The organism is Enterococcus haemoperoxidus ATCC BAA-382, from assembly GCF_000407165.1.
Lineage (GTDB): Bacteria > Bacillota > Bacilli > Lactobacillales > Enterococcaceae > Enterococcus_L > Enterococcus_L haemoperoxidus.
Map to the genome: position 1 here is coordinate 1086639 of NZ_KE136479.1, position 25114 is coordinate 1111752.

Here is a 25114-nt window from a genome sequence, read left to right on the forward strand (position 1 = left end):
TATTTTTTAAAAAATTAAACGTTTTTATATTGATTATCAATTCTTTTATTTTTGTTTTTTTCTCATCCAGATACTGACAGATGTAATTGAGTAAGCAAGTCAACAGATAGATGGGTCTAATGTGGAAGCACAAATTACTCAGCCGACTGCTAGTAATAAGAAGGCTGAAGAGATTTCAGACACAAAAAAAGAGATGGTAAATTATACTACAAAAGTATTAGGCTCTAGCATATAAGATGGATTACTGTTAATGGACTTTTGTATAACGCAGTGGGTGGGACGGGATTTGTATTCCAAAATTATACATCTAATACCAGTTCAAATAATGGATTTCTATATATTGGAGTCACAATTGTTAGGAAAAGCAATATGGCACTTGATAATAATAAGGTGGATTTTCCCAAATCTTTTGAAAGAATGAATGTTTGTCACATTTGGTAGTGTGAAGTCAGGTGTTTTTATTTTTACTATATACAATGATCCAAAGTAAACACAAGCTCACGAGAAAAAAAGGCAGATTTACAAAATTGAGGCATATATGGATCTAATGGTTCTTCTCAAGGATTATTAGCTGAATACAGGTGTAATAAAATATTCATTTTCGGTAGAGTTTGATTTATAAACTAACAGTATCACGCGCTATCCTAGTACATATGATATTTCTGATTATGGTAGCAAATTTTATGCTTAACATATGTCATATACTTTTCCAAAAAGCTTGGACTTAACGTATCAAGCAATTAGACAAAAGTGTATTAAGAAATATTTCAAATGATAGTAGTTGGTTTATGAACGGACTAAAATGCTTGTTGACAGCGACAAACTAATGAATGGTATAAAAGGACTGCGACCACGACATAAAGAGTCATTTCTACTATCTAACAGTTGTTTCTTGTGGCGGCCAAAAGAAGGTGCAAGCCAGCCTATTCTAGAGAAACAATCAGGTAAATTGTTGAGTATTTTGGAGACAACAAAAATAACTTTAAAGGGTAGGCACTATTATCAATTGCCTCAGAATAACACAGTAGGTTTATTCATGACTAATGAGGGGTAATGTACAATTTCTTATTTCTTAACAAAGTAAGAAAATAAAGAGTAGAAAAAATTTAAAGAGGTGGGAGCCAGATGGAAAATACAATTGGCATATTACATATTAGAGATGATTCTGAACAAAACGATAATATAGGTATATTGCTAAAAAGAGCTCTCAATGAACAACGCTATTCGTTGATTGAGATCACAGAAAAAAAACAAATAGTTTCCTTAGATGGTTTGATCATTAATTTGGAGAAGTCGTCTGATTACGTTAAGGCATTTCAGTGGTTACTTGATTTACAAGAAGAACATTCTTTATTTATTTGGATTCTTAGCGGAGAAAATGATTCAGAACTGATCAAACTCTATCCCCATTTGAGTAAAAATTCAGTGATAGAAATTATTCGACCAGACCAAGGATTTGAGACGTTGGGAATCATAATAAAAAATGCGCTTAATTATAAAAATCAGTTATTAAATGGCAGAAAGCCGAAAAAAAAATCAGCGCGTCATTATTTAGATGAATCAATGCTAAGCTTAGTGATTCATGACAAAATAATAGCACTAACCCGAAAAGAATTCAAAATTATTGAGCTGCTATATGAAAATTTGGAAAGTGTGGTGACATATGCTCAAATCAATGAGGCAATCTATGGTACGTCAACAGGAGAACCACTAGAAAAATACAGAGTTGCAAATTTCATTTTTCATATTCGCAACAAATTAAAAGAACAATCCTATTTTGAAATTGAAATCATTCGAACCAAGGGCTATCTTCTTACGTATGCAAATAAAGAACCCTTGATTTCAACGATACACGTAAAGAAGACCTATAATGAGCAAACCTTAAATAGGAGATAAAAAAGCTTACGCAATTATTTGAAGAAATGGAAGGCTAAATGTGTGAAAGATAAAAAGAATTATTATCAAAAATATCGATATTATTATCTTGGTGAAATTGTCCTTTTAATTGGATGGATCACTAATACGCTGCTCTTTTCAAGATTCTACGAAGAGGCCATATTTTATGTCGATAAGAAGGATAAGTATATTATCCAGTTACTGTTTCTGGTGAATTACTACCTGGATGATTTACTCAAGTATTTATTTGTTGCTTTTTTACTGATGACCTTAAATTTATTCCTTATCTTGAGGTTTTATATCAAAAATAGGAGAGAAGTAACCAAACGAAAAGAAATGCAGTATTCAATGATCGTGTTCCTAGTACTTATCGGTTTTAACATTATCGCCCTGCTAACGACGATTGTTTGGCCACTGTTCTTATTACTATTTATTGTGTCTATGACGATTGTTTATATCATATACGTTATTACAAAATATTTATATGAAGAAAAAGATGAACGATATGAAGAAAATGAACTAGTCAAAGTAGGAGGGCCTTTTCAAACGAAAGAAGCAGCGGAAAGATACGCTAATGAATTTTTAGCTCATTGGAAGAATCATTTTGCCAAGAATGGTTACATCTTAGTTGATAACCTAACCTGTCATGATAAAACTAAATGGCAGGTGGAAATTATTGTGCAATCAATTAAATAAGAACAAATATTAGTAGTTAGGAGAACCCTTTTTCATGAGAAAGATTAATGCGATATATCTATCATTTATCTGTGTCTTTTTATCATTTTTTTTTGCAGATCAAGTGATGGCTGCAGAGGATGATAATAATTTAGGCTATACAGTAACCCTAGTACAGTCGAACACGCAAATAGATCCAAATAAAAGTTATTTTTATGTGAAAACCACACCTGGAGAAGCACAAACGTTAGAGGTAAGAATCAAAAGTACCAAAAAAGAGAATGTGCGAATTAAGATATCTGGAACTAATGCGATCACAGGTGACGGCGGAACGATCGAATATAGCGATGATAAAACATATTACGATTCGACATTAAAAGAGCCAGTAACGTCGATGCTCAAAATTCCAACTCCAGAAATTACAGTTGGTAATTATGAAGAGAAAACGGTGAAATTTCAACTTACACCGTCAAAAGAAAAGTATGATGGTGTGAAAATGGGTGCAATCGTCTTTGCGTTAGATCAAGGCGAAAAAGCAAAAAGTGGTGTTTCAACAGAATTTTCATATCGAGTAGGGCTGATCACTTCCCAATCAGGAGATGAATTCAATAATGCGCAAACGCTGAATTTAAATTCAGTAAAGGCCTCAATCAAACGCGGGAAAAAAATGGTTTTAGCGAACTTACAAAATCCTGAACCTAAAGTCTTAGAGAATCTAAGTATCGTCGGTACGATGACTAAAAAAGGAACGGATGAAGTCGTTAAAAGAAAATCTGTAGAAAACTATAGTATGGCACCAAACAGTTCATTTGATTTTGAAATGGATTGGGGGATTGCGAATCTGCCGTCGGGTACTTATACCTTGAAATTGGATGCATCAAATGACTATCAAGAATGGCAACTTAGTAAAGAATTCACGATCACCAACCAACAAGCCAAAAAAATGAATGAAGAAAGTGCGTTTAAGATCATTACGCCAACATGGATCAAAGGTAGCGCGATTTGCTTATTAGTGCTCACCGTTTTGATTATGTCATTAACCCTTTTTAGAAGAAAAAAATGGGAGAAACAATGGAAAAAAATCAGAATCGCGAAACGTAAAAAACAAGGGAATCAAAAGAAAAAACGAAAAAAAATCAATAGAAAAGATGGTGAATAAGGATGAAAAAAACTTACTTTATTTGGCCGCTATTTATTGTGATTTGTGTATTTGGACTCTTGTTCAGTCAAGCATCATATGCGTTTGCCGAGCAAGAAAAAACAGAAATAGGTATTTACTTCGATCCGTTTGTCAAAACGGATAAACCGAAACCACCCATCTATGAAACAAAAACTCCAGGCTATCCAAAAACGAACGGGGCTCTCCCGTATTTAGGACAAATGATGACTTCTTTTATTCTATTATTGTTGGGTGTCGCTTGTTTGATTGTATTTCTAGGTGTAATCAGTTTACGTAAGGTATATAGCATACATGTATAGGAGTGTAAAATGAGAGATTATTTATGGATTTATATATTAGGAGGAATCGCCTCTGTGTCGTTGATTTTTTTTCTGGTAACACTTTCCAGAGATGTATTTTTAGCAAGGAAACTAAAGAAAAAGAAGCTTGATCTAGCAGTCAATTTCACTCTATTAGCAGTGTCGATCACAAGTTTAACGCTGATTATTTATTTATTTGTGTTACTAAAAGACCAAATCAGATTGATTGGCTAGATCAGAAAGAACAAGCATTATTCTGTGAACAATTTACAACAGTAACTGTCGCCAATTTTATTTACGCTAAATAAGAAGGGTGATTAAATTATGAAAAAAATACTATTTACAACATTACTTGCTTCATCAGCATTGCTGATTTTTGCAAAATCTGCTGATGCGGTAGAAATTGGAAATGAGCAATCAGACTTGGGGATTCGTTTTGATACTGACGGACCAGTAAAACCTGGACCTGGACCATTTAAAGATAACTTAGCATTGGTATGGACACCATCTAAATTTGATTTTGGTCGTCAAGCAGCAACAGCGAATATTGCTACATATAGCAATACTGTAGCTGGAGATCAATATGTTGTCGTAAATGATGACAGACAAGGAACAGAAACAGGCGAAGGAAGCACAAGAGCCGTAACGACTTCTGCTTGGAAAGTGACAGCTAAATTGTCTAAATTAATCTCCACAGATAGCTCACCTACAGAATTGCCATCAAAGTTAACGTTCACTTTAGGCGCTCCACAATCTTACAATATTGGTGAAATTGATCCGGATACCAATGACTTCTTACCAAATCCGATTGAAGGAAACTTAGGTACTCTTGCTGATCCTAACAATATCGTGGTAGGTAAAGACGTAACATTGGAAGCTGGCAATACAACTGCAACAAACATCATTGCTAAAACACAAGCAAATGCTGTTAAAGGTGGTTTTGCTACAAAATTCACTAATACTAAATTAACCGTTACTACAGGTACAGGCGCTGCGGGGAAAGCGTTTAAAGGTAGCGTGAACTGGAGTCTTGACAACACATACTAAGAAATAGATTAGTTATGCGTTACGAGAAATAAGTAAGTAAATTGGTTGACAGTTATTGTTATAAATTGTTCACAGAATTAATAGATACTACTTAAAAAAAATTTTTATTTTTACAAAGAGAGAGGGATCTGTAGATGAAAAAACATTTTACCTGCGTATTACTAGTCCTGTTTTACCTTGCATTATTCTTTGATCCCAGTAAAGGTTTTGCTAAACAAGATGTGGAGAATTTGATTGGTGGATTGTCGTATGAAGTTTTATATCCAGAAAACCAAAAAAACAAGAACCTAGGTTATTTTGATCTCCAAATGAAGCCAGGACAAGAACAAAAAGTATCCCTAAAATTATACAATTCATTACCGAAAGAGTTAACAGTAGAAGTTCGGTTAAATACTGCAAAAACCAATAGCATCGGTAAGGTTGAATATGGACCAAATGATTTAAAAGAAGACTCATCTTTGACAAATGATTTTATCAACATCGTCAAGGGACCCAAAAAAGTAGCGATCCCTTCTAAAGGTAGTACGCAGGTCGACTTAATGATTTCTTTACCTAAAGAGACGTCCGTAGGTTTGATAGCAGGTGGGATTCAATTGCACCCTGTAGTCGATAACAAAACACCGTCTAAAACTAAAAAAGATGTTGTACTAAATGAATTTGCTTATTTAGTTGGGATGTTATTAAGAGTAGGAAATACCGATAGTATAAAACCAGAGCTAAAACTAAATAAAACATACATAGCATTCAAAGAAAGTAAAAGCCATTTATTTGTCAATATTTCAAACATCCGTCCAGTGTATGTCGAAGGTATGACTGTTGACATTCAAGTAAAAAAAGCAAATAAACAAAAAATGTTATTCGAGTATCAAAAAAAGGCAATGAGAATGGCACCAAATTCGATAATTGATCTACCAGTTGATTTAGCGGATAAAGGAATGACCGCAGGAGATTATTCAGCTCGAATAAATGTCATATCAAAAGACGGGGATAAATGGTCTTGGACAGAAGATTTTAAAGTCAACGTGTTAGAAGCGAGTGAGTTTAACAAGAAAACGATAGAGAATAAAATGGATAATAAATTAATTCTTTTAGTATTCATCTTGTTTTTATGTATGAGCGGACTTGTACTTATTTTTAGTTTAATAGTAATGAAGCATAACAGAAAAAACGTGAAAATGAGTAAGTAACTTTGTTCGGCAGTTAGAAAAAGAAATGCTGCTTAAAGTCAAAAATAGCACAGCGATTCTAAGACTCTTTTTGAGCATCGTCTTTAATCATCGAACAAGATAATCTAGTCATTGGACTGACTTGTTCCTTCGAACTAAATGAGTGACAGCAATACAAAGGAGGTGTTGCGAGAAGAGTGTATTTGAAAGATGCTCAAAAATATAGAAGAAAGGAGAAAAAATGGATAATAAAAAAAAGCGTCCTACTAAAACCAAACTATTTTTGACGATCAACGGATTAATCTTAATTAGTGTCCTATCAGTTATCGTTTTATTCATCGTAACCAATCCTATATCAGCTAAACCTGAAACGAGTGTAGAAAAAGCAACAATTGATACAGGTCTCGCTAAATCAGAAATGGGAAAAACACCCGAAAAATACACAGCTAAAACACTAGCTCCTATTGAAAATGAAACTGGGCTAAAAGCAACGCCAAAAGTGCTGATGATGACACAAAATGAAGCCTTTCCGGATCTTAATAGCGAAGTTGGTCTATCAAAGCTTTTTTCAGAAATAATCATTCCACGTCCAGAATATGATGCATTATATGAATATGTAAATGCTGATGGAACACCTGCTAATCTCAGTAGTAAGTTAGTAGGATTTCAAACGATTTACGTAGAAATCACTGAAAATTATAATCTGACTAGTATTCGTGTTCCTATACCAGTAACTGTTACAAATATAGGCACGTCCTTTTTGTTAGATAATCAAATTGCTATTCAAACAGAGACTATGAATGGCAAAATCATCTTGTATCCAAATGAAATCGCGAATAAAACACAAGAACAGCTACAACAGTTAGTTAAAACAAAATCCAATGTGCATGCTTGGAAATTAGAAGATGGCTCAGCTGTTCCTGTTGATGTGATCAAAACAACAATTTTGACAACTTCTGTTGGCAGTTACAAGGCTGAATTTGAAATTACAGTAGGAACTGGCATAGCGGAGCAAAAAGCTTCTGTTCAAAAAGATGTCGTAGTATTCGGTGCTGATCCTCAAGGGTTTGTCTCTGTAGCGCAAAATGCAATCTTAACTTTAGGAACAAGCCCAACCAATCTATTTACGAAATTTCAAACAGTAAATAGTACGATTGCAACGAATGCGTCCTACCAATTTGTGACCGAGAAAGGCGAAGTATTGAACAAGTTTGATACAACAACCGTTGGGTTTCGCTGGGCGTATGTTAAGATGACCGAGAAAAACAATGAGTCTGTGACGACAACAATAAAAGTTCCAATCAATGTGACAAATGCGGATACCACGGCTCTATTAACAAATAAAGTGATGGTGAAAGCGGACGCAAAGGTCATTCTTTATCCTGATGAAACGAAGGGGAAAAGTAAAGCAGAGCTGATTACGCTGATTCAGTCAAGAGCTCATTTAAGTGCTTGGAATACGAGTACAGGAGTAGCTGTTCCAGTATCTTTCAGCGATACAACAATGCTCAATAATTCTATAGGTGCATACAACGGAACGATTAAAGTTGAAATAGATGGAGTACAAGCTACGACAACACGAAATGTCACAATATTCGGTGCAAATCCGCAGTCTTTTGTAACAGTTGCTCAAAATACTACATTACCTTTGGAAGCAAGTCCAACCAATCTATTTACAAAATTCCAAACAGTAAATAGTACGAGTGCAACGAATGCATCCTATCAATTTGTAACCGAAAAAGGCGAAGTATTGAATAAGTTCGATACAACAACCGTTGGGTTTCGCTGGGCCTATGTTAAAATGACCGAGAAAAGTAATGAATCTATCACAACAACAATTAAAGTTCCGATTAATGTGACAAGCGGAGATACCACGGCTTTACTAACAAATAAAGTGATGGTGAAAGCAGATGCGAAAGTACTTTTGTACCCGAATGACACAAAAGGAAAAAGTAAAGCAGAACTAATAGCACTGATTCAGACAAGAGCCCATTTAAGTGCTTGGAACATGAATACAGGAGCAGCCGTTCCAGTATCATTTACAAATACTACGGTAGTTAACAATTCAGTGGGCTCTTATAATGGAACGATTAAAGTAGAATTAGAAGGCACATCTGCAACAACAACACGAAATGTCACTGTTTTTGGTGCAGATGTAAAATCTCCCTATTATTTTACAGTAGATCAAAACAAAGACCTAGCGATGGGGACGAATGCAGCGAATATTTTTTCGAAATACCAATCTGTATACTATACAGCAGCAAGCAGCTCTACCTATGAGTGGGTCAAAAATCCAGCAGGTGAACCTACTAATCCAGTCAATACATTTGATACGAGCAAAACGGGATTTCACTGGGGTTATATAAAAATGACGGACTTAAAAGATACAAGTGTGTCGACGATTATTCCTGTGCCAGTTACGGTAACGTTAGAGAATCAAGCAGCTATTTTAGAGTCGAAAGTAGGAGTGGGTATTAATCATCTACCGTTTGTGAATGCAAGTGAAATCAAAGACAAAACTGCTTCACAAATCGTTCAAGTACTCACTAAAAAATTAGCACCGAAAGCATGGAGTCTAGTAACGGGACAAGAACTTGATGTGCGCATTACTAAATCAATGGTGGTTAATTCTAGTAGAGGGTCCAAAGAGTTAACCATTACGATTGCCTTTGGTGAACAATTGTTGACTTATAAAGTGAATGTTTTGATTCTTCCAGATCAAATTTTTGGAGAAAGTTCTATAGAAGACTGGAAAAACATCCCTTTAAATTCTACAGAAGGAGTGCTTACAAATCCACTGAATGAGTCTAAAATAGGATTTCCCCAAAGAGGTATTTCTGTATCAAGAAACACAAGTGAATTAGGGTTTATCGCTCAGGATAGCGCTAACAGAGGATACGTTGGCCTTTATGGAGAAACTAAAGTAGCAGATATTCCAGGTGTTAACAAAACTCCTTTATATGGAACGTATTGGATGGAGAGTTATGCAGTTGGTAGCGATTGGCTAGGGATAATGTACCGTTTGACTTCAAAATATTTTTTAAGAAAAGGTGATGAACTAAAGCAAATTTTTATAGATGAATCCAAGCAAATTCTGTATGTTTACAATTTATCAATGAAGCCAAACTTAAACTTTAGTATACAGCTAGATATGTATAATCTTTCAAATTCAACAAAAAGCTTTTCAATGTTAGAAAGCGTGGGTATCAATTACTATTACGATACAGTTCCAATATATGCATTGGGAAATAATAGTGGTTTTTATATGAACGTTTCCTCAACTCTGAGATTTGCAATCAAACTGAAAGATTCTAATGGAAATTGGTTATCTGATTTTACTAAGTATATTGCTGGTAATTATGATACTATTGGTGTTGGAAATTCAGACAATTACTTTAAGAATGACTTTACGGGAAATGGTTCTGAAAGTGAAAATTACAGCGAAGGACAAGTTATTGCAAAAGACGTTAGGACAGCCTATCAACTAGGTGCACCATGGAAAGATATTGCTCCCGATGAAGCATTAAAAACAGGTTATGAGTTATTTGTAGGTAAGGAACTCCCGTATATGCAAATAAAAGCCAATCCGGAAGTTTTCAATGTTTATCCAGATTATGTGAGTGATTTTAAGTTTGATTATAAATTAAGTAAAATCCCTACAGAAACGGATCATGGTACAGTTCAGGTAAAGTATCCGACAGGCGAAGAGGTCAAAATGCCCTTTAGCTCAAATAGCCAAAAAGAATTCACTAGTTCGATTACGATTCCTAGATCTAGCTTGCCTGAGCAACTGAACGAAGAAGTGGGTACAATCAAAAAATACGATACGTCTTTACTAGCAACCAACGAGTCAGAAGGACCTTATAAGGGATTGCCATCTAAGGATTATGCAGTAAAAATTAACGTGTATAATCTTGGAGCGAAACCAATTCCGCAAATCATCAAAAAAGGGACAGCTTTTAATAAAAAAGCTTCCGAGGTGATTCAAGACGCAGTTATTTTACCTGGACATACTGCTTCATATGAATATGAGAGCAAAATGCCAGATACATCTATCCTCGGTTTAACGAGTGTGATGGTGAGAATGACGGATACAGATCAACCAGATAAAAAAACGCTGATCAAAGTGCCAATTCAAGTAATCAATGAAATACCGCCGACTAAAGGGCTGTATATCGTAGCGAATGATTTCAACAGTAGAACAGAACCATTTCAAAATTTGACTGAAAGTGAAGTCAATAAATTGATCCTTAAAAACTCTGAAGCGATTGCTTGGGATGTTGCGACGGGTTCAAGTAAAGATATCACGCTTTCAGTAGAGTCAACAACATTACCACTGAATCCTGTACAAGGCAGCTATAAAGCAACATTAAAAGCGGTCAGGGGAACAGAAATAATCAAAAAGACCATTACAATCAATCTTCAAAATAATCAAAAAGTGAACGTGGAATTTGTTGATGAAACTGGAGAAGCCTTACACGATAAAATTACGTTTGATAAAGTGATCGGAACAACGATTAATTTATCAGAAGAAGCAGAAGTACAAAAAATACTGAAATCCATTCAGGCTGAGAACTATCAATTAGTGAAAAAGCCAGACAACGAAACGAAGATTCCTGTTACAAGTGAAGAAAGTACTGTTCAATACCAATTTAAAGGGATGCTGTTTGTACAATCTTCCCCAACTTTCTTGAATTTTGGGCGTAAGACTTTAGGGATTCCGTTTATAAAAGTCGAAAAAGCAAAATACGACAAACCATTGATCGTTTGGGATAATCGCAAAAACGGCGGTGCATGGAATTTAACAGCAACATTAAAGAAACCATTGACCAGCCAAGAAGACCCGAGCAAAATTCTACCTACGGCTATTCGTTACAAGGTAAGTGAGACAGAAACAGTCATCTTATCTGAGAATACGACACAACCAATAGCGAAAAGAACACATGAAACCAAAGGGCAATATAACGTGAGTAATGAGTGGGATAAAAACGAATCCGGCTTGTTGTTAGAAGTTCCTTCTGGGGAAGTGTTGCAAGCAGGTGGCTATCGAGCGACGATTTTATGGCAAGTTGAACAAACACCTTAAGAAATAAACAAAAAGCTTCTCCCAAAGTAGTAAACGATGGGAGAAGCTTTTTTGTTTGCTGCTAGGGTTTAGTTAAAGTAGTCTATTGGTATTATTCCAATTATTTGGTGGAATTTTGATCCTTATGAGAATGGGTGAGATGGCATCTTATTTCCAGTTACGTAATAGTGATTAAGCGTTTCTGCTTTCATTGGATAACCAGCTTAAATAACATACTAAGATTAAAACCTATATCATTTTGGGTATTCATTATTTTGAATAGTCCACAATTGATCGGTAATGGTTGAGATAAATGGAATACCTGCATCCGTTTGGCCATTTGTAAACACGGTCAAAATGAAGGGATGCTCTGTTTCTAAAATTCCAATATCATGCAGGAAACCAGCATATGAACCGATCTTATGTGCGACTTTTCCTGATGTGGTCGGCGTATCCATCCGTTCATGGAAAACGGTATTTTTCATATATTCATAAATCTTTTGATATTCTTGATTAGTGGATTTTTCTTCGTATAAAATCTTGAGAATTTTTGCAGCATCTTCAGAAGTTAATTTTGCATCGTCCCAATCAGTTTCTTTCTGAAAAAAATGAGCATACAGAGCTTTTTTAGCTTCTACATCTCCGCCAAAAGTATCATACAACATATTCTTAGCAATGTTATCTGAATAAATAATGTTGTATTCTTGTAACGTTCTTAATGAATACGTTGGCTGAATATCATTGATAATAATCCCCGTACCATCTTCGTAATCTTCTTTTTCATTAAAAGTAAGCTGATCGTCCCATTTTAAACCGCCAGCCTGAACTTTGTCAGCAACCATCATAGCTAAAGGTACCTTGATCGTGCTAGCGCTATAGAATTCTTTGGTTCCATTAACTGAGATTTGTTTTCCAGTAGTTAAATCCACGTAAGTTATCCCAACATCACCGTTAAAGTTTTTTGCAGTAGCTGTCATTGTTTGTTCGATTTTATGATAAAAAGCTGTCAGTTCTGGACTTTCAGTTTCTTTTGGTTTAGGTTTTTTATCTGTAGAAGAGGATGCAGTTTTTATTGGAACAGACATTTTTTCACTCGTTTCAGTTTCGTTTGCATAATCTACAGTGTGTGTAGAAAAAAAGAACGAAACAATTAAAAAGAAACAAATAGAGAAAATCATCCCATATAGAGTCATTTTCTTTTTTTCCAAATACTTTTCGTTCCTTTCAAAAAAAATAAAATTGTAATGATCTTATCAAAATATAATCATAAAAAGTATAACTAAAAAATACGACCACAACCATTTAATCACTTTTTCTATAGATTTGCAAGGTAGGATACAGTGAGAATTGAGAATAAAACGATGAAAGTATGCTTTAAGGTTTGTTTAAGGTAAGTGGAATAAAGTAATAGCAGTTTACAAATAATGTTGCGCGGAGGACTGTAAGAAACGACGCGTAACACTGAAAGTTCAGAATGTAGCAAAAGCGGAATGTTGTTACATATATAGGAGGAATTAGATGGATTTTATCAAACGTGCAATGTTAAGTATGAAGAGCAAAAAAGGTCGAACATTTTTATTATGTGCTGTCTTTTCAGCTATTTTGATTTTTGTTTTAGCTGGTTTAACGATTCAAAGTGCTGCGTTGACTACGACAGAAAATGCCAAAAAGAGTGTAGGTGCGACAGTTACACTATCCGCTAATCGAGAAGCAGCGATGAAAAAAAATCAAGAAGGAAGTACGGGTGAAAAACCAGATCCAAGCAGTTTTAGCTTAACTCCCGTTTCATTAGCAGATGCGCAAAAGATCGCAGATTTAGCTAATGTGAAGTCGTATTCATTTTTATCTTCATCCTCTGCTGGAGCAAGTGATGGCATTACACCGATTTCTACTGAATCGGAAAGTGAGACCACAACAGGATCAACAGCGAGTGATGGAACACAAGGTGAACCTCAAGCAGTTGGAAGAATGGGCAGTGGTCCAATGTCTGATATAAAGCAAAGTGATTTTCAGGTAAGTGGTGTGATGGAGTTATCTATGTCGAGTGACTTTTCTGATGGTACGGCTGAAATTACAAGTGGTGAAGTAATCAATGCGTCAGATAAAGAGACGAATAACGTGGTAATCGAGCAAACATTGGCAGATGCAAATGAGTTAAAAGTTGGGGACACATTCAAGGTAACAGATCCGGAAGATGACACAAAAACATATGAGTTAACGATCAAAGGAATTTATAAAACTTCTGAAAACGGTAATAGCATGGGGATGATGTTTAATTTCTTGAATCCAGCCAATACGTTATATACATCTTATACATTTGCGAATACATTAAAAGGCGATGACGCAAAAGATACCATTGATTCAGCTTCTTACACATTGGCTGATCCAAAACAAATGGATACATTTGTTAAAGAGGCAGAAAAATTGATAGATACAGAAAACTTTAGTTTACAAACTAATGATCAAGCATATCAACAAATGTTACAACCTTTGAATAATGTTGCAAGCTTTGCCAAAAATATTGTTATCTTAGTGGCAATTGCTGGGGTGATCATCTTGACTTTGATTGTAATGATGATGATCAGAGAACGCCGCTATGAAATTGGCGTATTATTGTCACTTGGAGAATCGCGTTTCAAAGTCGTTTTACAATTTTTCAGTGAAATCATTATTTGTATGTTTGTTGCGTTAGTGATTGCTACCTTTAGTGGAAATATTGTAGGAAATGTAGTTGGGGAGCAATTGATTACCCAACAAACAGAGTCCGTTTCGCAAGCTACAAATAATCAAGGTCAACCAACGGAAAAAGGGGACAGAGGAAGCGAACGACAAGGCGTACCTGGAGGAGGTAGCATGAATAGACTCGGAGCAAGCTCTCAGGGAACAGCAAAAGCAATCGAAGAGTTAAATATCTCTGTTCAGCCAAAGGAAATCACAATAGTAGCTGGACTAGGACTTTTAATCAGCTTCTTGTCCATCATATTATCATCCAGCGGAATTTTAAGACTACAACCCAAAAAAATCTTGACGACATAGAAAAGAGGACATGCGATGTTACAAACAGAAGAAGTAGGCTATTGGTATAAAAATGAGCAGGACTATCTTTATAAAAATGTAAATTTAGAATTTCAAGGCGGAAAGATGTATGCTATTTTAGGAGCAAGCGGTTCTGGTAAGACGACATTTCTCTCATTGATCGCAGGCTTAGATGTACCTAAAACGGGGTCTATTCTATATAATGGGGATGCACTCACTAAAATAGGTCTCAGAAATTACCGGAAAAACGATGTCTCCATTATTTTTCAAGCATATAATTTACTACCATATATGTCGGCGTTAGATAATGTTTTAACTGCGATGGCAATATCCAACTCAAAACAAGCGAATAAAAAAGCGTATGCATTAGAAAATTTAGTGAAAGTTGGGATCGACGAAATGCTGGCTAAGAAGAATGTGACTCAGTTATCAGGAGGTCAGCAGCAACGCGTAGCAATCGTTAGGGCACTTTGTTGTGATCATGAACTGATCGTAGCAGATGAGCCAACAGGAAATTTAGATGAAAAAACATCAAAAGATATTGTTCAATTGTTTCAAAAAGTAGCACGTGATCAGCAAAAGTGTATTATCATCGTGACCCATGAACAGGAAGTAGCAAAAGCGTGCGATGAAGTTTATGAGTTGAAAAATCAAGCATTTGAATTGATCAAATAAAAATAAGAACGAAGGTGCAAAAAATTAGTGCATCTTCGTTCTTATCTTTTTTAATTGGAAAAAAAATGGCTGTTATTTTCTAATTGTTGTTTTAATGTTCGAGTATCATTGATCAACGAGGCACCAATCGTTGTATCTTTGACTTTTAATCGTTTCACCTGACGATCGACGATTTGTCGTGTGGAAATGATATCATCATTTTTTTTGATTGCTGTTTCTTTATCTGAAAAAGGTTTATGAGCAGCCAGTTGCATACCAAAAGAATTATATAAAAGTGTATATCCACCAATTCCAGTTACTTTTTGATAAGCACGTGAAAAACCACCATCTATGACAATCATTTTGCCGTCAGCTTTGATTGGAGATTCTCCTTTGAGCAATTTTACAGGCGTGTGGCCATTGATAATATGAGCATCAATTTCATTAAGAGCAAAAGCCTTCAAAATATGTTGGCAAACGTCAGAACTATTTCTTAATTCATAATAGGCATTTTTTTCTTCCACATGAGTTTCTGATTCTTGAATAAAATAGCGTTCAAATGTTTTCATCGCTTTTTTACCAAAAAGAGAAGAACTTTCACCACACCATAAATACCAAACAATATCAGTTGAAAAATCTTCAGTCTGCCATGGTTTTGCAAAAGCTTGTTTGATGTTTGCTTCAAAAAAATCGAGCAAGTTTTTACCAGCATATTTTTTTCCATTAAAGTCCACAGATTGAAAAGAGCCATCTTCATTGAGTGGAATACAGCCGTGGATCAGTAAGTTGTGATTGTAAGAAAGGTAAAGAGAGCCTTTTTCAATAAGAAAAGCCATATGCTGATTTAACTTTTGTGAGTGTTGAAATTGCTGCATTAGATCAGTTAGGACGAATGCTTCATCGTCTGTTAGTTGATAAGGATCGGACCAATCGATTGTTTGAAAACATGTATTGATCAAGTTATACGGCTGATCGCCTATTACAAGTTGATTGTTATTAATTTTATCTAGTAAAAGTCGATGGGGCATTTGAAATTCTGGACGACGTTTAATGAGTTGCCCTTCTAACTTTTCTTGGATGATTGCCATTGCTTGTTGAATTTTCATTGCATCCGTTATTTCGGTTATCGAAAGCGTTCTATACGGGTTCTTCTTAGGGATAAAATGCATATTTTCTTGATATGTTTTGCGACTGAAATTTTTCAAATGATCTAAATCAATCCCATAAGCCTCTTCCAAAAGGTCAAGATTCCCATAGCGAGAACAGATTCGTAGAACATTTGCTAAACAAGCCTTTGATCCACTCACAGCGCCTAACCAAATAATATCATGATTGCCCCATTGGATATCAAGAGAATGATAGCCAATCAAAGAATCCATAATTTTATCAGGATGAGGCCCGCGATCATAAATATCTCCGATCACATGAAGATGATCGATTACGAACCGCTGAATCAAATAAGCTAAATCAGTTATAAAACGTTCAGCTTCATCAAGTTCGATGATTTTTTGGATAATTTGCCGATAATAAGCTTTTTTATCGGTGGTTTCGTCATACTGATAAATCAATTCTTCTAAAATATATGCATACGTTTTTGGTAAAGCTTTACGAACTTTGGAACGCGTATACTTACTTGACGAAAAACGGACAATAACCAACAAATGTTCAATTGTTTGAAACCACCAATGTTGAGACAATAACTGTTGCTGCTTTAAAACGTGCATTTTTTCTTCAGGATAATAAATCAAAAAACATAATTCATCCATTTGTTCTGCAGAAAGTTCTTGGCTAAAAAGTGTGTAAACTTTATCACGAATACTTCCTGAACCGTTTCTTAAAATATGGTTGAATGCTTCAAATTCTCCATGAAGATCACTGATGAAATGTTCAGTTCCCTTAGGCAAATTTAAAATGGCTTCCAAATTTATAATTTCGGCAATCAGCTCATTGGATTGATTGTTACTCATCTAGAGGACTCCTCACTATTTATTTTGGGCCAAATCTTCGATGATCGTTGTTGTTTCTTCGATTGATTTCTTTTCGACATCGATCACTAATACATTATATTTTTCAAAAACACTATTGGCATAATCTAATTCCTCTTGAATACGATCGGCATTTGTGTAAGCCGAATCTTCTTTTAATCCCAATGAATGTAAACGGGATTTACGAATATCCATTAAACTCTCAATACTTGTTGTTAGACCGATGATTTTTTTAGGATCGATCTGATCTAATTCGGCAGGTAAAGAAACTTCTGGAATCAAAGGTAAATTTGCAACTTTATGATTCCGGTTGGCCATATACATGCTTAACGGTGTTTTAGATGTACGTGAAACGCCTAATAATACATAATCAGCTTCTAAGAAACCTTTGGAATCTTTACCATCATCATATCTAACGGCAAATTCAATTGCTGAAACACGACTAAAATACTGCTCATTTAACTTGTGGATCGCACCTGGTTCTTGTAAAGGTTGAATACCAAAAGTCCCTTCAACGATTTCGCTTAATGGGCTCATATAATCGACGTATTGTAAGCCAGTTCGGTTTGCGAAATCCTTTACTAAAGTCACTAGCTTTTTATTCACTAATGTTGTCACAACAACAGCTTTGTCATGTAAAGCATCTCTCAAAATAGGCTGCAATAATTCTTCATCGGTAATGAATGGAAATCGTTGGATATCGCTCATATCAATACTTGGGTATTGGGCGGAGACTGCTGAAATAATTTTTTGTGCGGTCTCTCCAACTGAATCTGATACTAAATAAATTTTGATTTTGTCTTTTTGCATGAGTACACTCTCCTAGTTTTTGAAGGTTTGTTTTTTTTTTCGTTTCATTATCTCTGATTATCAATAATTTTCTTTATCAATGTCATTACCGGCATTAATAAAGTAAGACATCATTCGGGTTTTGGTCACTTTTCCGATCACTTTTTTTGGCTGGTCAATTTCTACAACGGGTAAGGTATCGATGTTGTGTTGCATCAATAGACCGCCAGCTTCTAAAATCGTACGGTCACGAGTGATCGTGACGATGTTTGGCATACGACTCATGATCATCGCAACAGGTGTTTTTTCGGTATTAGGATTACTAATAGCTGCTCGTAGTAAGTCTTTGCGTGATAAAACACCGTTCAATTCATCGTTGTCATCTTTTACATACAGAGAACCGACATCGTACATAAATAAATTTGTCACGGCATCATAAACCGTTGTACTTTGATGGATAAGTATAGGTGGCAACATAATATCTGCTACCGTTTTTTTGTATAATTTTTCATAAAGTAAAGGCTCAATTGTTTGACCTGTGTAAAAATAACCAACTTTTGGTCTAGCATCAAGCAAACCAGTCATCGTCAAAATCGCTAAATCGCTTCGTAAGGTCGCACGACTCAAACCAAGTGTTTTGGCAATATTATCACCGCTGATTGGTTCGTTTTCTTTAACAATTTTGATGATCTCTAATTGTCTTGAGGTAAGTTTCATTTTATCGACCTACTTTCTTAATGTGACACACTAATTATTATATATTTCTTATAAAAATAAAGCAACAATAAAAATAAACCATACTAATTCTTGTTGACAATGAATGTGATACACAATATAATCATGTTTGTATAAATGTGATACACTATATAAAACAAGAAGGAGAGTTTGCTTGTGAAATATGTGATTGATTTTTCAGAGGGTAGCAAAGAACAAAGCGATTTACTAGGAGGTAAAGGCGCTAATTTAGCTGAAATGACAAAACTGAAGTTACCTGTTCCAACAGGATTTACGATTACAACAGAAGCTTGCTTAGATTACTTAAAAAAGAAAGAAAATGTCTCAACTGAACTGAACTTAGAAATTCGCCAACATATTTTCAGTATGGAAAAAAGAACCCAAAAGAAACTAGGAGATGCTATAGATCCGTTATTGGTTTCCGTACGAAGTGGGTCAAAATTTTCAATGCCTGGAATGATGGACACGATTTTAAATTTAGGTTTAAACGATGAGACGGTAATCGGATTAACAAAAAAAACGGGTGATGGTCGTTTTGCCTTTGATTGTTATAGAAGACTCCTGCAAATGTTTGGTGATGTGGTTTGTGGCATTGATAAAAATCGTTTCGAAGAACAACTTGATTTTTATAAATCAAAAAAAAGATATCTGGCGGATACAGATATGCAAGCGGAAGATTGGCAAGAATTGGTAGCGGTTTATAAAGATATCTTTCTAGAAGTGACGCATCAACCATTTCCACAAAATCCTTATGAGCAATTGAGTTTAGCTGTAGAAGCAGTTTTTCGTTCTTGGAACAATCGTAGAGCGGTTACGTATCGCCGTTTGCATGATATTTCTGACTCATTAGGAACGGCCGTCAACATTCAAGAGATGGTTTTTGGTAATTTTGGGGAAGCTAGTGGAACTGGTGTTGCGTTTACTAGAAATCCTGCAACTGGTGAGAAAGGGATTTTTGGGGAGTTTCTATTAAATGCACAAGGGGAAGATGTCGTTGCAGGAATAAGGACGCCGCAGCCAATCAGTGAACTTGAAGCATTGATGCCGGAAGTTTATCAAGAGTTCTTGGAACTAGGTCATTTGCTGGAGTCTCATTATAAAGACATGCAGGATATTGAGTTTACGATTGAGAACCGAAAATTATATCTGTTACAAACCAGAAATGGCAAACGAACGGCGAAATCTGCTTTCAAAGTCTGTATTCAATTAGTTGAAGAGGGCATAATCTCTAAAAAAGAAGCAATCAAACGTATTAATCCAACGATGATCACTCAGCTGCTTCATCCAGTTTTTGAACCAGATGAATTAAAAAATGCGGTAGTTTTTGCTAAAGGACTACCGGCAAGTCCGGGGGCCGCGAGTGGAAATATTTATTTCACAGCAGAAAAAGCCAAAAAAGCGAGTGAGCAAGGGGAAAAAGTTATTTTGATCCGCCAAGAAACTTCACCAGAAGATATCGAAGGCATGGTAGTTAGTGAAGCAATCGTAACTTCTAGAGGTGGAATGACCTCTCATGCTGCTGTAGTTGCACGGGGGATGGGCGTTTGTTGCGTTGCAGGTTGTGAGACAGTTTATGTGAATGAATTTTTAGAACAGGCAACAGCAGGAGATCTTATCTTGCATCAAGGGGATACAATTTCAGTTGATGGGACAACAGGAACCATCTATCTTGGTAGTATTCCTTACGTCGAAGGAGATGAATGGCAGTTATTAGAAACAATCACGGACTGGGCAAAAGAAGGGGCGAGTATCGGTGTCAAAGCCAATGCAGAAACGCCGGCAGATATTAAAACAGCATTGAAATTAGGAGCGCAAGGCATTGGTTTAGCAAGAACAGAGCATATGTTTTTCGGAGAAGAACGAATAGTTGAAATGCGTAAAATGATTCTTGCTGAAAATAAAGAATCACTCCTAGCACCTTTAGATCGATTAAAAGAGTTCCAAAAAAATGATTTTCGAGCGATGTTTACTTTATTAAAAGGAAAAGCGTGCACCATTCGATTACTAGATCCACCACTACATGAATTTTTACCGCAAACAGAAGAGGAAATTATTCATTTAGCAAATGAAACAAAGCGGACAACTACCGAAATCAAGCATCGTATTGAAGAACTACACGAACAAAATCCAATGCTTGGGCATCGTGGGTGTCGTCTAGCTGTTACAACGCCTGAAATTTATGAAATGCAGGTAGCGGCTATTATTGAGAGTGCAATAGAGGTTGCCCAAAAAGAACCGACATTAGAAATTGTACCAGAAATCATGATTCCTTTGATTGGTAGTAAAGAAGAGATGGCGTGGTTAAGAGAATGCTTAGAGCAAACGATCCAAACTATTTTTACTAAAACCAATCAAGTCATTTCCTATAAAATAGGGACGATGTTAGAGATACCTAGAGCGTGTTTAACAGCTGAAAAAATAGCAGAGGTTTCTGATTTTTTCAGTTTTGGAACGAATGATTTAACGCAATTAACATATGGTTTTTCACGTGATGATTCGGGTAAATTTATTAAGGCCTACCAAGATAAAAAATTATTAAAAGAAGATCCATTTCAGCATATCGACGAAGAAGGCGTGGGGGCGTTGATGAAAATAGCTGTAGATAAAATCAGGGGCTTCGATCCATCGATTAAAATCGGAGTTTGTGGCGAAGTTGGCGGAGATCCGCAGTCGATTCGTTTCTTGAAAAAAATTGGTGTGGATTATATATCGTGTTCACCTTATCGGATTCCTGCAGCTATATTGACGATTGCACAAGAGCAATAAAAATTAAAGATGAACTAAAATAATGCCTGTAGGGTGTTGTTTTAGTTCATTTTTAATTTCTTTTTCTTAGTAGTCTGCTTTTTTTTCAGTAAATGTTATAATTTACTGGAAGTAGATTGAGAAAGAAGTGAATAAGATGAATAAGCGATGGAAATGGTCAATTGCAGGAGGAATGTTCCTTTTGCTTTTTATTCTTTTAAGTAGTTGGTTTTTTAACAAAGAAAATGGCCTTTTTATAGAACATTTATCGGAAAAGCAACAAAGTAACCAAAAGGGAAGTATGTCAAATTCTGCTACCCAAAAAAATATCGATCAGATTATCAAAGATGCTCATTTTCAAGGTGCTGCTTTGCTTGTGAGTCAAGATCAGATTTTTTATCAACAAAGTTATGGGTATGCGGATGAACAAAATAAGCGACCAAATGAAATAGATGGTGTATTTCCAATTGCATCCTTACAAAAAATAATCACAGGTTCGATTATTTTAGAATTAGTGAAAGAAGGAAAACTTAAATTAGATACTACTTTAGATACTTTTTATCCAGAAATCGATTTAAGTCAGACAATCACGATTCAACAATTGCTTGATCATAATTCAGGTATTTATATGGCAGAAGAGGAACCAGAAAATCTTTTAACAGATCAGGAAAGTCAGATAGATAATGTTTTAGAGAGCTTGACTGTGGTAGGAAATAAAGAATTTAATTATACAAATAGTAATTATACCTTGTTAGCGGGGATTATCTCTAAACTTACAAGACAATCCTATGAAGAAGTCATTCAAAAAAGAGTGATCGATAAGTTATCGTTAAGCCATACTTATTTTTGGGATGATTTACCTACAGATGTAACAATTCCAGAACCTTATTTTTATGTGGAAGAAGATTATCAAGCAGATCTGTCTCCAGCTAACGAGAAGTTATATTCAAGTTTATTAGGTGCGGGCAACATGTATATGTCGACTGAGGATTTTTGGGTGTTTATTCAAAGTTTAGCTAATGGTCAGCTTTTTGATCAAGCCGAATATGAGCAACTTGCAAAGGTTAAGGAAGAAGGATATCAAGCCGGGATGATCTATTTTGATGATCTGAAATACTCGGAAGGCAATTTGGGTGGTTATGCTACAGTTATTTATGGAGATCAAGATAATCAAAATTTAGTGATTCTTTTTGCAAACCAACCTACAAATAATGGAATGCAAGCATTAAGTGAAGAGCTATTTAATCAGTTACGAAACGTATAAATGATTGTTTGTGAAAATAATGAAAAATAGATAGGAAGTTTTTCATTTTTATGCTATTATTTTTAATAAATCAATTGAAGAAGGTGAAGAGATGCCACTATTATTTGGAACGGCGGAATTTAATGAACAAGAGCATTTAACGATTGGCGGATGTGATACAGTCCGTTTAGCTGAGAAATATGGAACACCGTTATTTGTGTATGATGTTGCCCATATCAGAGCGCGTGCAAGAGGATTTAAACAAACATTCAACTCTTTAGGAGTAAAAAATAAGGTAATATACGCAAGTAAAGCATTTTGCTGTTTAGCAATGTATAAACTTTTAGAAGAAGAAGAGCTGGGTTGTGATGTAGTTTCTGCTGGTGAAATCTACACGGCAATCAAAGGTGGTATGTCACCTGAAAATATCGAATTTCATGGAAATAATAAGACTAAAGAAGAACTGACCTACGCTGTTGAGCAGGGGGTAGGGACAATCATTATCGATAATTTTTATGAAATCGACTTATTAAGTGCTGTTTTAAAAGAAACTGGCAAAAAGCAAAACGTCATGTTTCGTATTACACCAGGCGTGGATGCTGAAACTCATGAGTATATTTTAACCGGACAAGTAGATTCTAAGTTTGGTTTCGATGTAAATAGCGGGCAGGCGACGCAAGCGCTAGAAAAAATCTTGGCAGATGAACATTTAGTCCTAAAAGGAGCACATTGTCATATTGGGTCACAAATTTTCTCTGCAGAAGGGTTTTTAGCAGCTGTCGAGAAAATGTTGCTGATTTTAAATGAATGGAAAAAAATGTTTGATTATACTGTAGATGTTTTAAATATGGGCGGCGGTTTTGGTGTGCAGTATACTGAGACAGATGATCCATTAGAACCTGAACTATTTGTTAAAGCTATCGTAAACGCGGTAAAAGGTCAATGTGAATTGTTGGATTACACATTTCCAGAAATTTGGATCGAACCTGGTCGTAGTATTATCGCCGAAGCAGGAACAACGATTTATACAGTTGGTTCACAAAAAGTCATTCCAGATGTACGTCATTACATATCAGTAGATGGAGGAATGGGTGATAATATTCGCCCAGCTTTGTATGATGCGGTTTATGATGGATTTTTAGCAAACAGAATCAGCGCAGAGATGCCTGAAGAAATGAGAATTGTCGGTAAATATTGTGAATCGGGGGATATTTTAATTAAAAATATCGAGTTACCACCGATGGAGCCAGAGGATCTATTAGCTATGACAAGTACAGGCGCATACGGCTATTCAATGGCAAATAACTATAATCGTAATTTAAAACCTGCTGTTGTTTTTGTAGAAAATGGACAGGATAAATTAGTGATTCGTCGCGAGACTTATGAAGACTTAATTTCATTGGATTGTGAAGGATAAGCAATTTTAAGATGTGACAGAAGATTATCTGGAACAGACTATTTCGTCGCGTCACTGTCTATATGGATTTCATGTGATTGGGGTATGGCTCAAAGAGTGATATCCCGATCATTTTTGTTTTGAGTACATCCATAACTTTTTTTCTTAAAAAAGAGTATAATTAAATAAGGAATCAAATTTTTAGAATTGAGGTGTCGCTATTGAAGTGGCTTTTATTGATCGTAATTATTGTGTTGCTTTTGATTATTGCAGTTTCCTTTTATGCAGCAAATTTTTTCCTGAATGTGGCACTTTTCAGAGATAATAATTGGTATGACAAGACAGGTCATAAAATGATGAATCCAGATAATTTCAATAAGGGGAAATCTCAGTATGACCTTACCGAAGAGCAACAAAATCAACAAGGTGATGTGTTTTGGCATCAAGCATTCGCTCAAGATTATTGGATAGAAACTGATGGAGAAAAATTATATAGTCGATTGATCGTCTCGCATCCTGATAGCAAAAAATGGGTGATCTGTGTTCACGGTTATCGTTCATACGGCAAGCGTGACATGGCTTTTGTTGCATCTAAGTTTTCTGAGCAACAATATAATATTTTAGTTCCTGATCTAAGAGCACATGGCAAAAGCACAGGGAATATCATAGGAATGGGTTGGTTGGATCGTTTTGACTTATTGAAATGGATCAATGAAGTGCTGACAATTGAACCATCAGCTGAAATTATTCTGTTTGGTGGATCAATGGGCGCGGCAACGGTAATGATGACAAGCGGTGAAGCATTACCAGATAATATTAAAGGCTTAGTTGTAGATTGTGGTTATTCCTCTGTCTACGATGAGTTTGGAGCTATGTTACAATCTGCATTTAAATTACCAGCATTTCCTATACTGACGATTGCTGACAGTTTGGCCAAAAAGAAAGTAGGTTACTCTCTGAAAGAGGCTTCTTCAGTTGCTCAGTTGGCTAAAAATAATTTGCCAACGTTGTTTATTCATGGTACAGGAGATAAGTTTGTTCCTCATCAAATGATTTACGATAATATGGAAGCAACCAATGGCGTAAAAGAAAGTTTGATCGTCGAAAATGCTCCCCATCTGTCTTCATTTATTTATGAACCGGAGCATTATTTTGACACTGTTTTTGAATTTGTTCATCGTTATTGTTAAGAAAGGGGAAATC

Annotated in this window: 18 protein-coding genes; 14 read left to right on the plus strand and 4 right to left on the minus strand. The window is 35.5% G+C overall.

Features of this window, described 5'->3' with window-relative positions; translation table 11 throughout:
• The first annotated feature begins 1125 nt into the window (after positions 1 to 1125).
• The 8 genes from I583_RS05130 (at position 1126) to I583_RS05165 (ending at position 11349) form a co-directional block, all read left to right on the plus strand.
• The gene (locus I583_RS05130; protein ID WP_010760291.1) at positions 1126 to 1896 is read left to right on the plus strand and encodes a helix-turn-helix domain-containing protein; all 771 of its coding nucleotides are present in this window, start codon (positions 1126 to 1128) and stop codon (positions 1894 to 1896) included.
• Between the two features lie 42 nt (positions 1897 to 1938).
• Positions 1939 to 2592 (plus strand): hypothetical protein, encoded by a 654-nt coding sequence (locus I583_RS05135; RefSeq protein WP_010760292.1) that lies wholly within the window; start codon positions 1939 to 1941, stop codon positions 2590 to 2592.
• A gap of 34 nt (positions 2593 to 2626) precedes the next feature.
• A complete protein-coding gene (locus I583_RS05140; protein ID WP_010760293.1) occupies positions 2627 to 3730 on the plus strand; it encodes a WxLIP family cell surface protein in 1104 nt (367 codons plus the stop codon).
• A gap of 2 nt (positions 3731 to 3732) precedes the next feature.
• Positions 3733 to 4050: a hypothetical protein gene (locus I583_RS05145; RefSeq protein ID WP_010760294.1), complete on the plus strand. Its 318-nt coding sequence runs from the start codon at positions 3733 to 3735 to the stop codon at positions 4048 to 4050.
• 9 nt (positions 4051 to 4059) lie between these two features.
• Positions 4060 to 4284 carry a hypothetical protein gene (locus I583_RS05150; RefSeq protein ID WP_010760295.1) on the plus strand — a complete coding sequence of 75 codons (225 nt, stop codon included), beginning with the start codon at positions 4060 to 4062 and terminating at the stop codon, positions 4282 to 4284.
• A gap of 90 nt (positions 4285 to 4374) precedes the next feature.
• Complete coding sequence (locus I583_RS05155; RefSeq protein WP_016249895.1) at positions 4375 to 5097, plus strand: WxL domain-containing protein; 723 nt, start codon at positions 4375 to 4377, stop codon at positions 5095 to 5097.
• Between the two features lie 134 nt (positions 5098 to 5231).
• Complete coding sequence (locus I583_RS05160; protein ID WP_016249896.1) at positions 5232 to 6284, plus strand: WxLIP family cell surface protein; 1053 nt, start codon at positions 5232 to 5234, stop codon at positions 6282 to 6284.
• 220 nt (positions 6285 to 6504) lie between these two features.
• On the plus strand, positions 6505 to 11349 hold the full coding sequence (locus I583_RS05165) for a MucBP domain-containing protein (protein ID WP_016249897.1): 4845 nt from the start codon (positions 6505 to 6507) through the stop codon (positions 11347 to 11349).
• 233 nt (positions 11350 to 11582) lie between these two features.
• Here I583_RS05165 and I583_RS05170 read toward each other — a convergent pair whose 3' ends face one another.
• Positions 11583 to 12536: a serine hydrolase gene (locus I583_RS05170; RefSeq protein WP_167584569.1), complete on the minus strand. Its 954-nt coding sequence runs from the start codon at positions 12534 to 12536 to the stop codon at positions 11583 to 11585.
• 310 nt (positions 12537 to 12846) lie between these two features.
• Here I583_RS05170 and I583_RS05175 point away from each other — a divergent pair, with 310 nt between their 5' ends.
• Entirely contained in the window at positions 12847 to 14364 is a 1518-nt protein-coding gene (locus tag I583_RS05175; RefSeq protein WP_010761573.1) for an ABC transporter permease, read from the plus strand.
• Positions 14365 to 14379: 15 nt separating this feature from the next.
• The gene (locus I583_RS05180; protein WP_010761572.1) at positions 14380 to 15039 is read left to right on the plus strand and encodes an ABC transporter ATP-binding protein; all 660 of its coding nucleotides are present in this window, start codon (positions 14380 to 14382) and stop codon (positions 15037 to 15039) included.
• Between the two features lie 50 nt (positions 15040 to 15089).
• On the opposite strand, the gene I583_RS05185 is transcribed toward I583_RS05180, so the two are convergent.
• From I583_RS05185 to ccpN, 3 genes are read right to left on the minus strand one after another with little or no spacing between them, the layout of a single operon-like run.
• Entirely contained in the window at positions 15090 to 16985 is a 1896-nt protein-coding gene (locus I583_RS05185; RefSeq protein WP_010761571.1) for a fructose-bisphosphatase class III, read from the minus strand.
• A 15-nt stretch (positions 16986 to 17000) separates the two neighbouring features.
• Positions 17001 to 17813, minus strand: a complete 813-nt coding sequence (locus tag I583_RS05190; RefSeq protein WP_010761570.1) for a pyruvate, water dikinase regulatory protein — start codon at positions 17811 to 17813, stop codon at positions 17001 to 17003.
• Positions 17814 to 17873: 60 nt separating this feature from the next.
• The gene (ccpN, locus tag I583_RS05195) at positions 17874 to 18509 is read right to left on the minus strand and encodes a transcriptional regulator CcpN (RefSeq protein WP_010761569.1); all 636 of its coding nucleotides are present in this window, start codon (positions 18507 to 18509) and stop codon (positions 17874 to 17876) included.
• A gap of 174 nt (positions 18510 to 18683) precedes the next feature.
• On the opposite strand from ccpN, the gene ppdK reads away from it, so the two are divergent.
• From ppdK to I583_RS05215, 4 genes are all read left to right on the plus strand, one after another.
• Positions 18684 to 21293: a pyruvate, phosphate dikinase gene (gene ppdK, locus I583_RS05200; protein WP_010761568.1), complete on the plus strand. Its 2610-nt coding sequence runs from the start codon at positions 18684 to 18686 to the stop codon at positions 21291 to 21293.
• A 136-nt stretch (positions 21294 to 21429) separates the two neighbouring features.
• Entirely contained in the window at positions 21430 to 22536 is a 1107-nt protein-coding gene (locus I583_RS05205; RefSeq protein ID WP_034682670.1) for a serine hydrolase domain-containing protein, read from the plus strand.
• Between the two features lie 91 nt (positions 22537 to 22627).
• A complete protein-coding gene (lysA, locus tag I583_RS05210) occupies positions 22628 to 23932 on the plus strand; it encodes a diaminopimelate decarboxylase (RefSeq protein WP_010761566.1) in 1305 nt (434 codons plus the stop codon).
• A gap of 200 nt (positions 23933 to 24132) precedes the next feature.
• The gene (locus I583_RS05215; protein WP_010761565.1) at positions 24133 to 25101 is read left to right on the plus strand and encodes an alpha/beta hydrolase; all 969 of its coding nucleotides are present in this window, start codon (positions 24133 to 24135) and stop codon (positions 25099 to 25101) included.
• Positions 25102 to 25114 lie beyond the last annotated feature (13 nt).

Bases quoted from the DNA above. Each gene is read 5' to 3' on its own strand.
- I583_RS05130 (WP_010760291.1), top strand. From the start codon at position 1,126: ATGGAAAATACAATTGGCATATTACATATTAGAGATGATTCTGAACAA.
- I583_RS05140 (WP_010760293.1), top strand. From the start codon at position 2,627: ATGAGAAAGATTAATGCGATATATCTATCATTTATCTGTGTCTTTTTA.
- I583_RS05145 (WP_010760294.1), top strand. From the start codon at position 3,733: ATGAAAAAAACTTACTTTATTTGGCCGCTATTTATTGTGATTTGTGTA.
- I583_RS05150 (WP_010760295.1), top strand. From the start codon at position 4,060: ATGAGAGATTATTTATGGATTTATATATTAGGAGGAATCGCCTCTGTG.
- I583_RS05155 (WP_016249895.1), top strand. From the start codon at position 4,375: ATGAAAAAAATACTATTTACAACATTACTTGCTTCATCAGCATTGCTG.
- I583_RS05160 (WP_016249896.1), top strand. From the start codon at position 5,232: ATGAAAAAACATTTTACCTGCGTATTACTAGTCCTGTTTTACCTTGCA.
- I583_RS05165 (WP_016249897.1), top strand. From the start codon at position 6,505: ATGGATAATAAAAAAAAGCGTCCTACTAAAACCAAACTATTTTTGACG.
- I583_RS05175 (WP_010761573.1), top strand. From the start codon at position 12,847: ATGGATTTTATCAAACGTGCAATGTTAAGTATGAAGAGCAAAAAAGGT.
- I583_RS05180 (WP_010761572.1), top strand. From the start codon at position 14,380: ATGTTACAAACAGAAGAAGTAGGCTATTGGTATAAAAATGAGCAGGAC.
- I583_RS05185 (WP_010761571.1), bottom strand. From the start codon at position 16,985: ATGAGTAACAATCAATCCAATGAGCTGATTGCCGAAATTATAAATTTG.
- I583_RS05190 (WP_010761570.1), bottom strand. From the start codon at position 17,813: ATGCAAAAAGACAAAATCAAAATTTATTTAGTATCAGATTCAGTTGGA.
- ccpN (WP_010761569.1), bottom strand. From the start codon at position 18,509: ATGAAACTTACCTCAAGACAATTAGAGATCATCAAAATTGTTAAAGAA.
- I583_RS05205 (WP_034682670.1), top strand. From the start codon at position 21,430: ATGAATAAGCGATGGAAATGGTCAATTGCAGGAGGAATGTTCCTTTTG.
- lysA (WP_010761566.1), top strand. From the start codon at position 22,628: ATGCCACTATTATTTGGAACGGCGGAATTTAATGAACAAGAGCATTTA.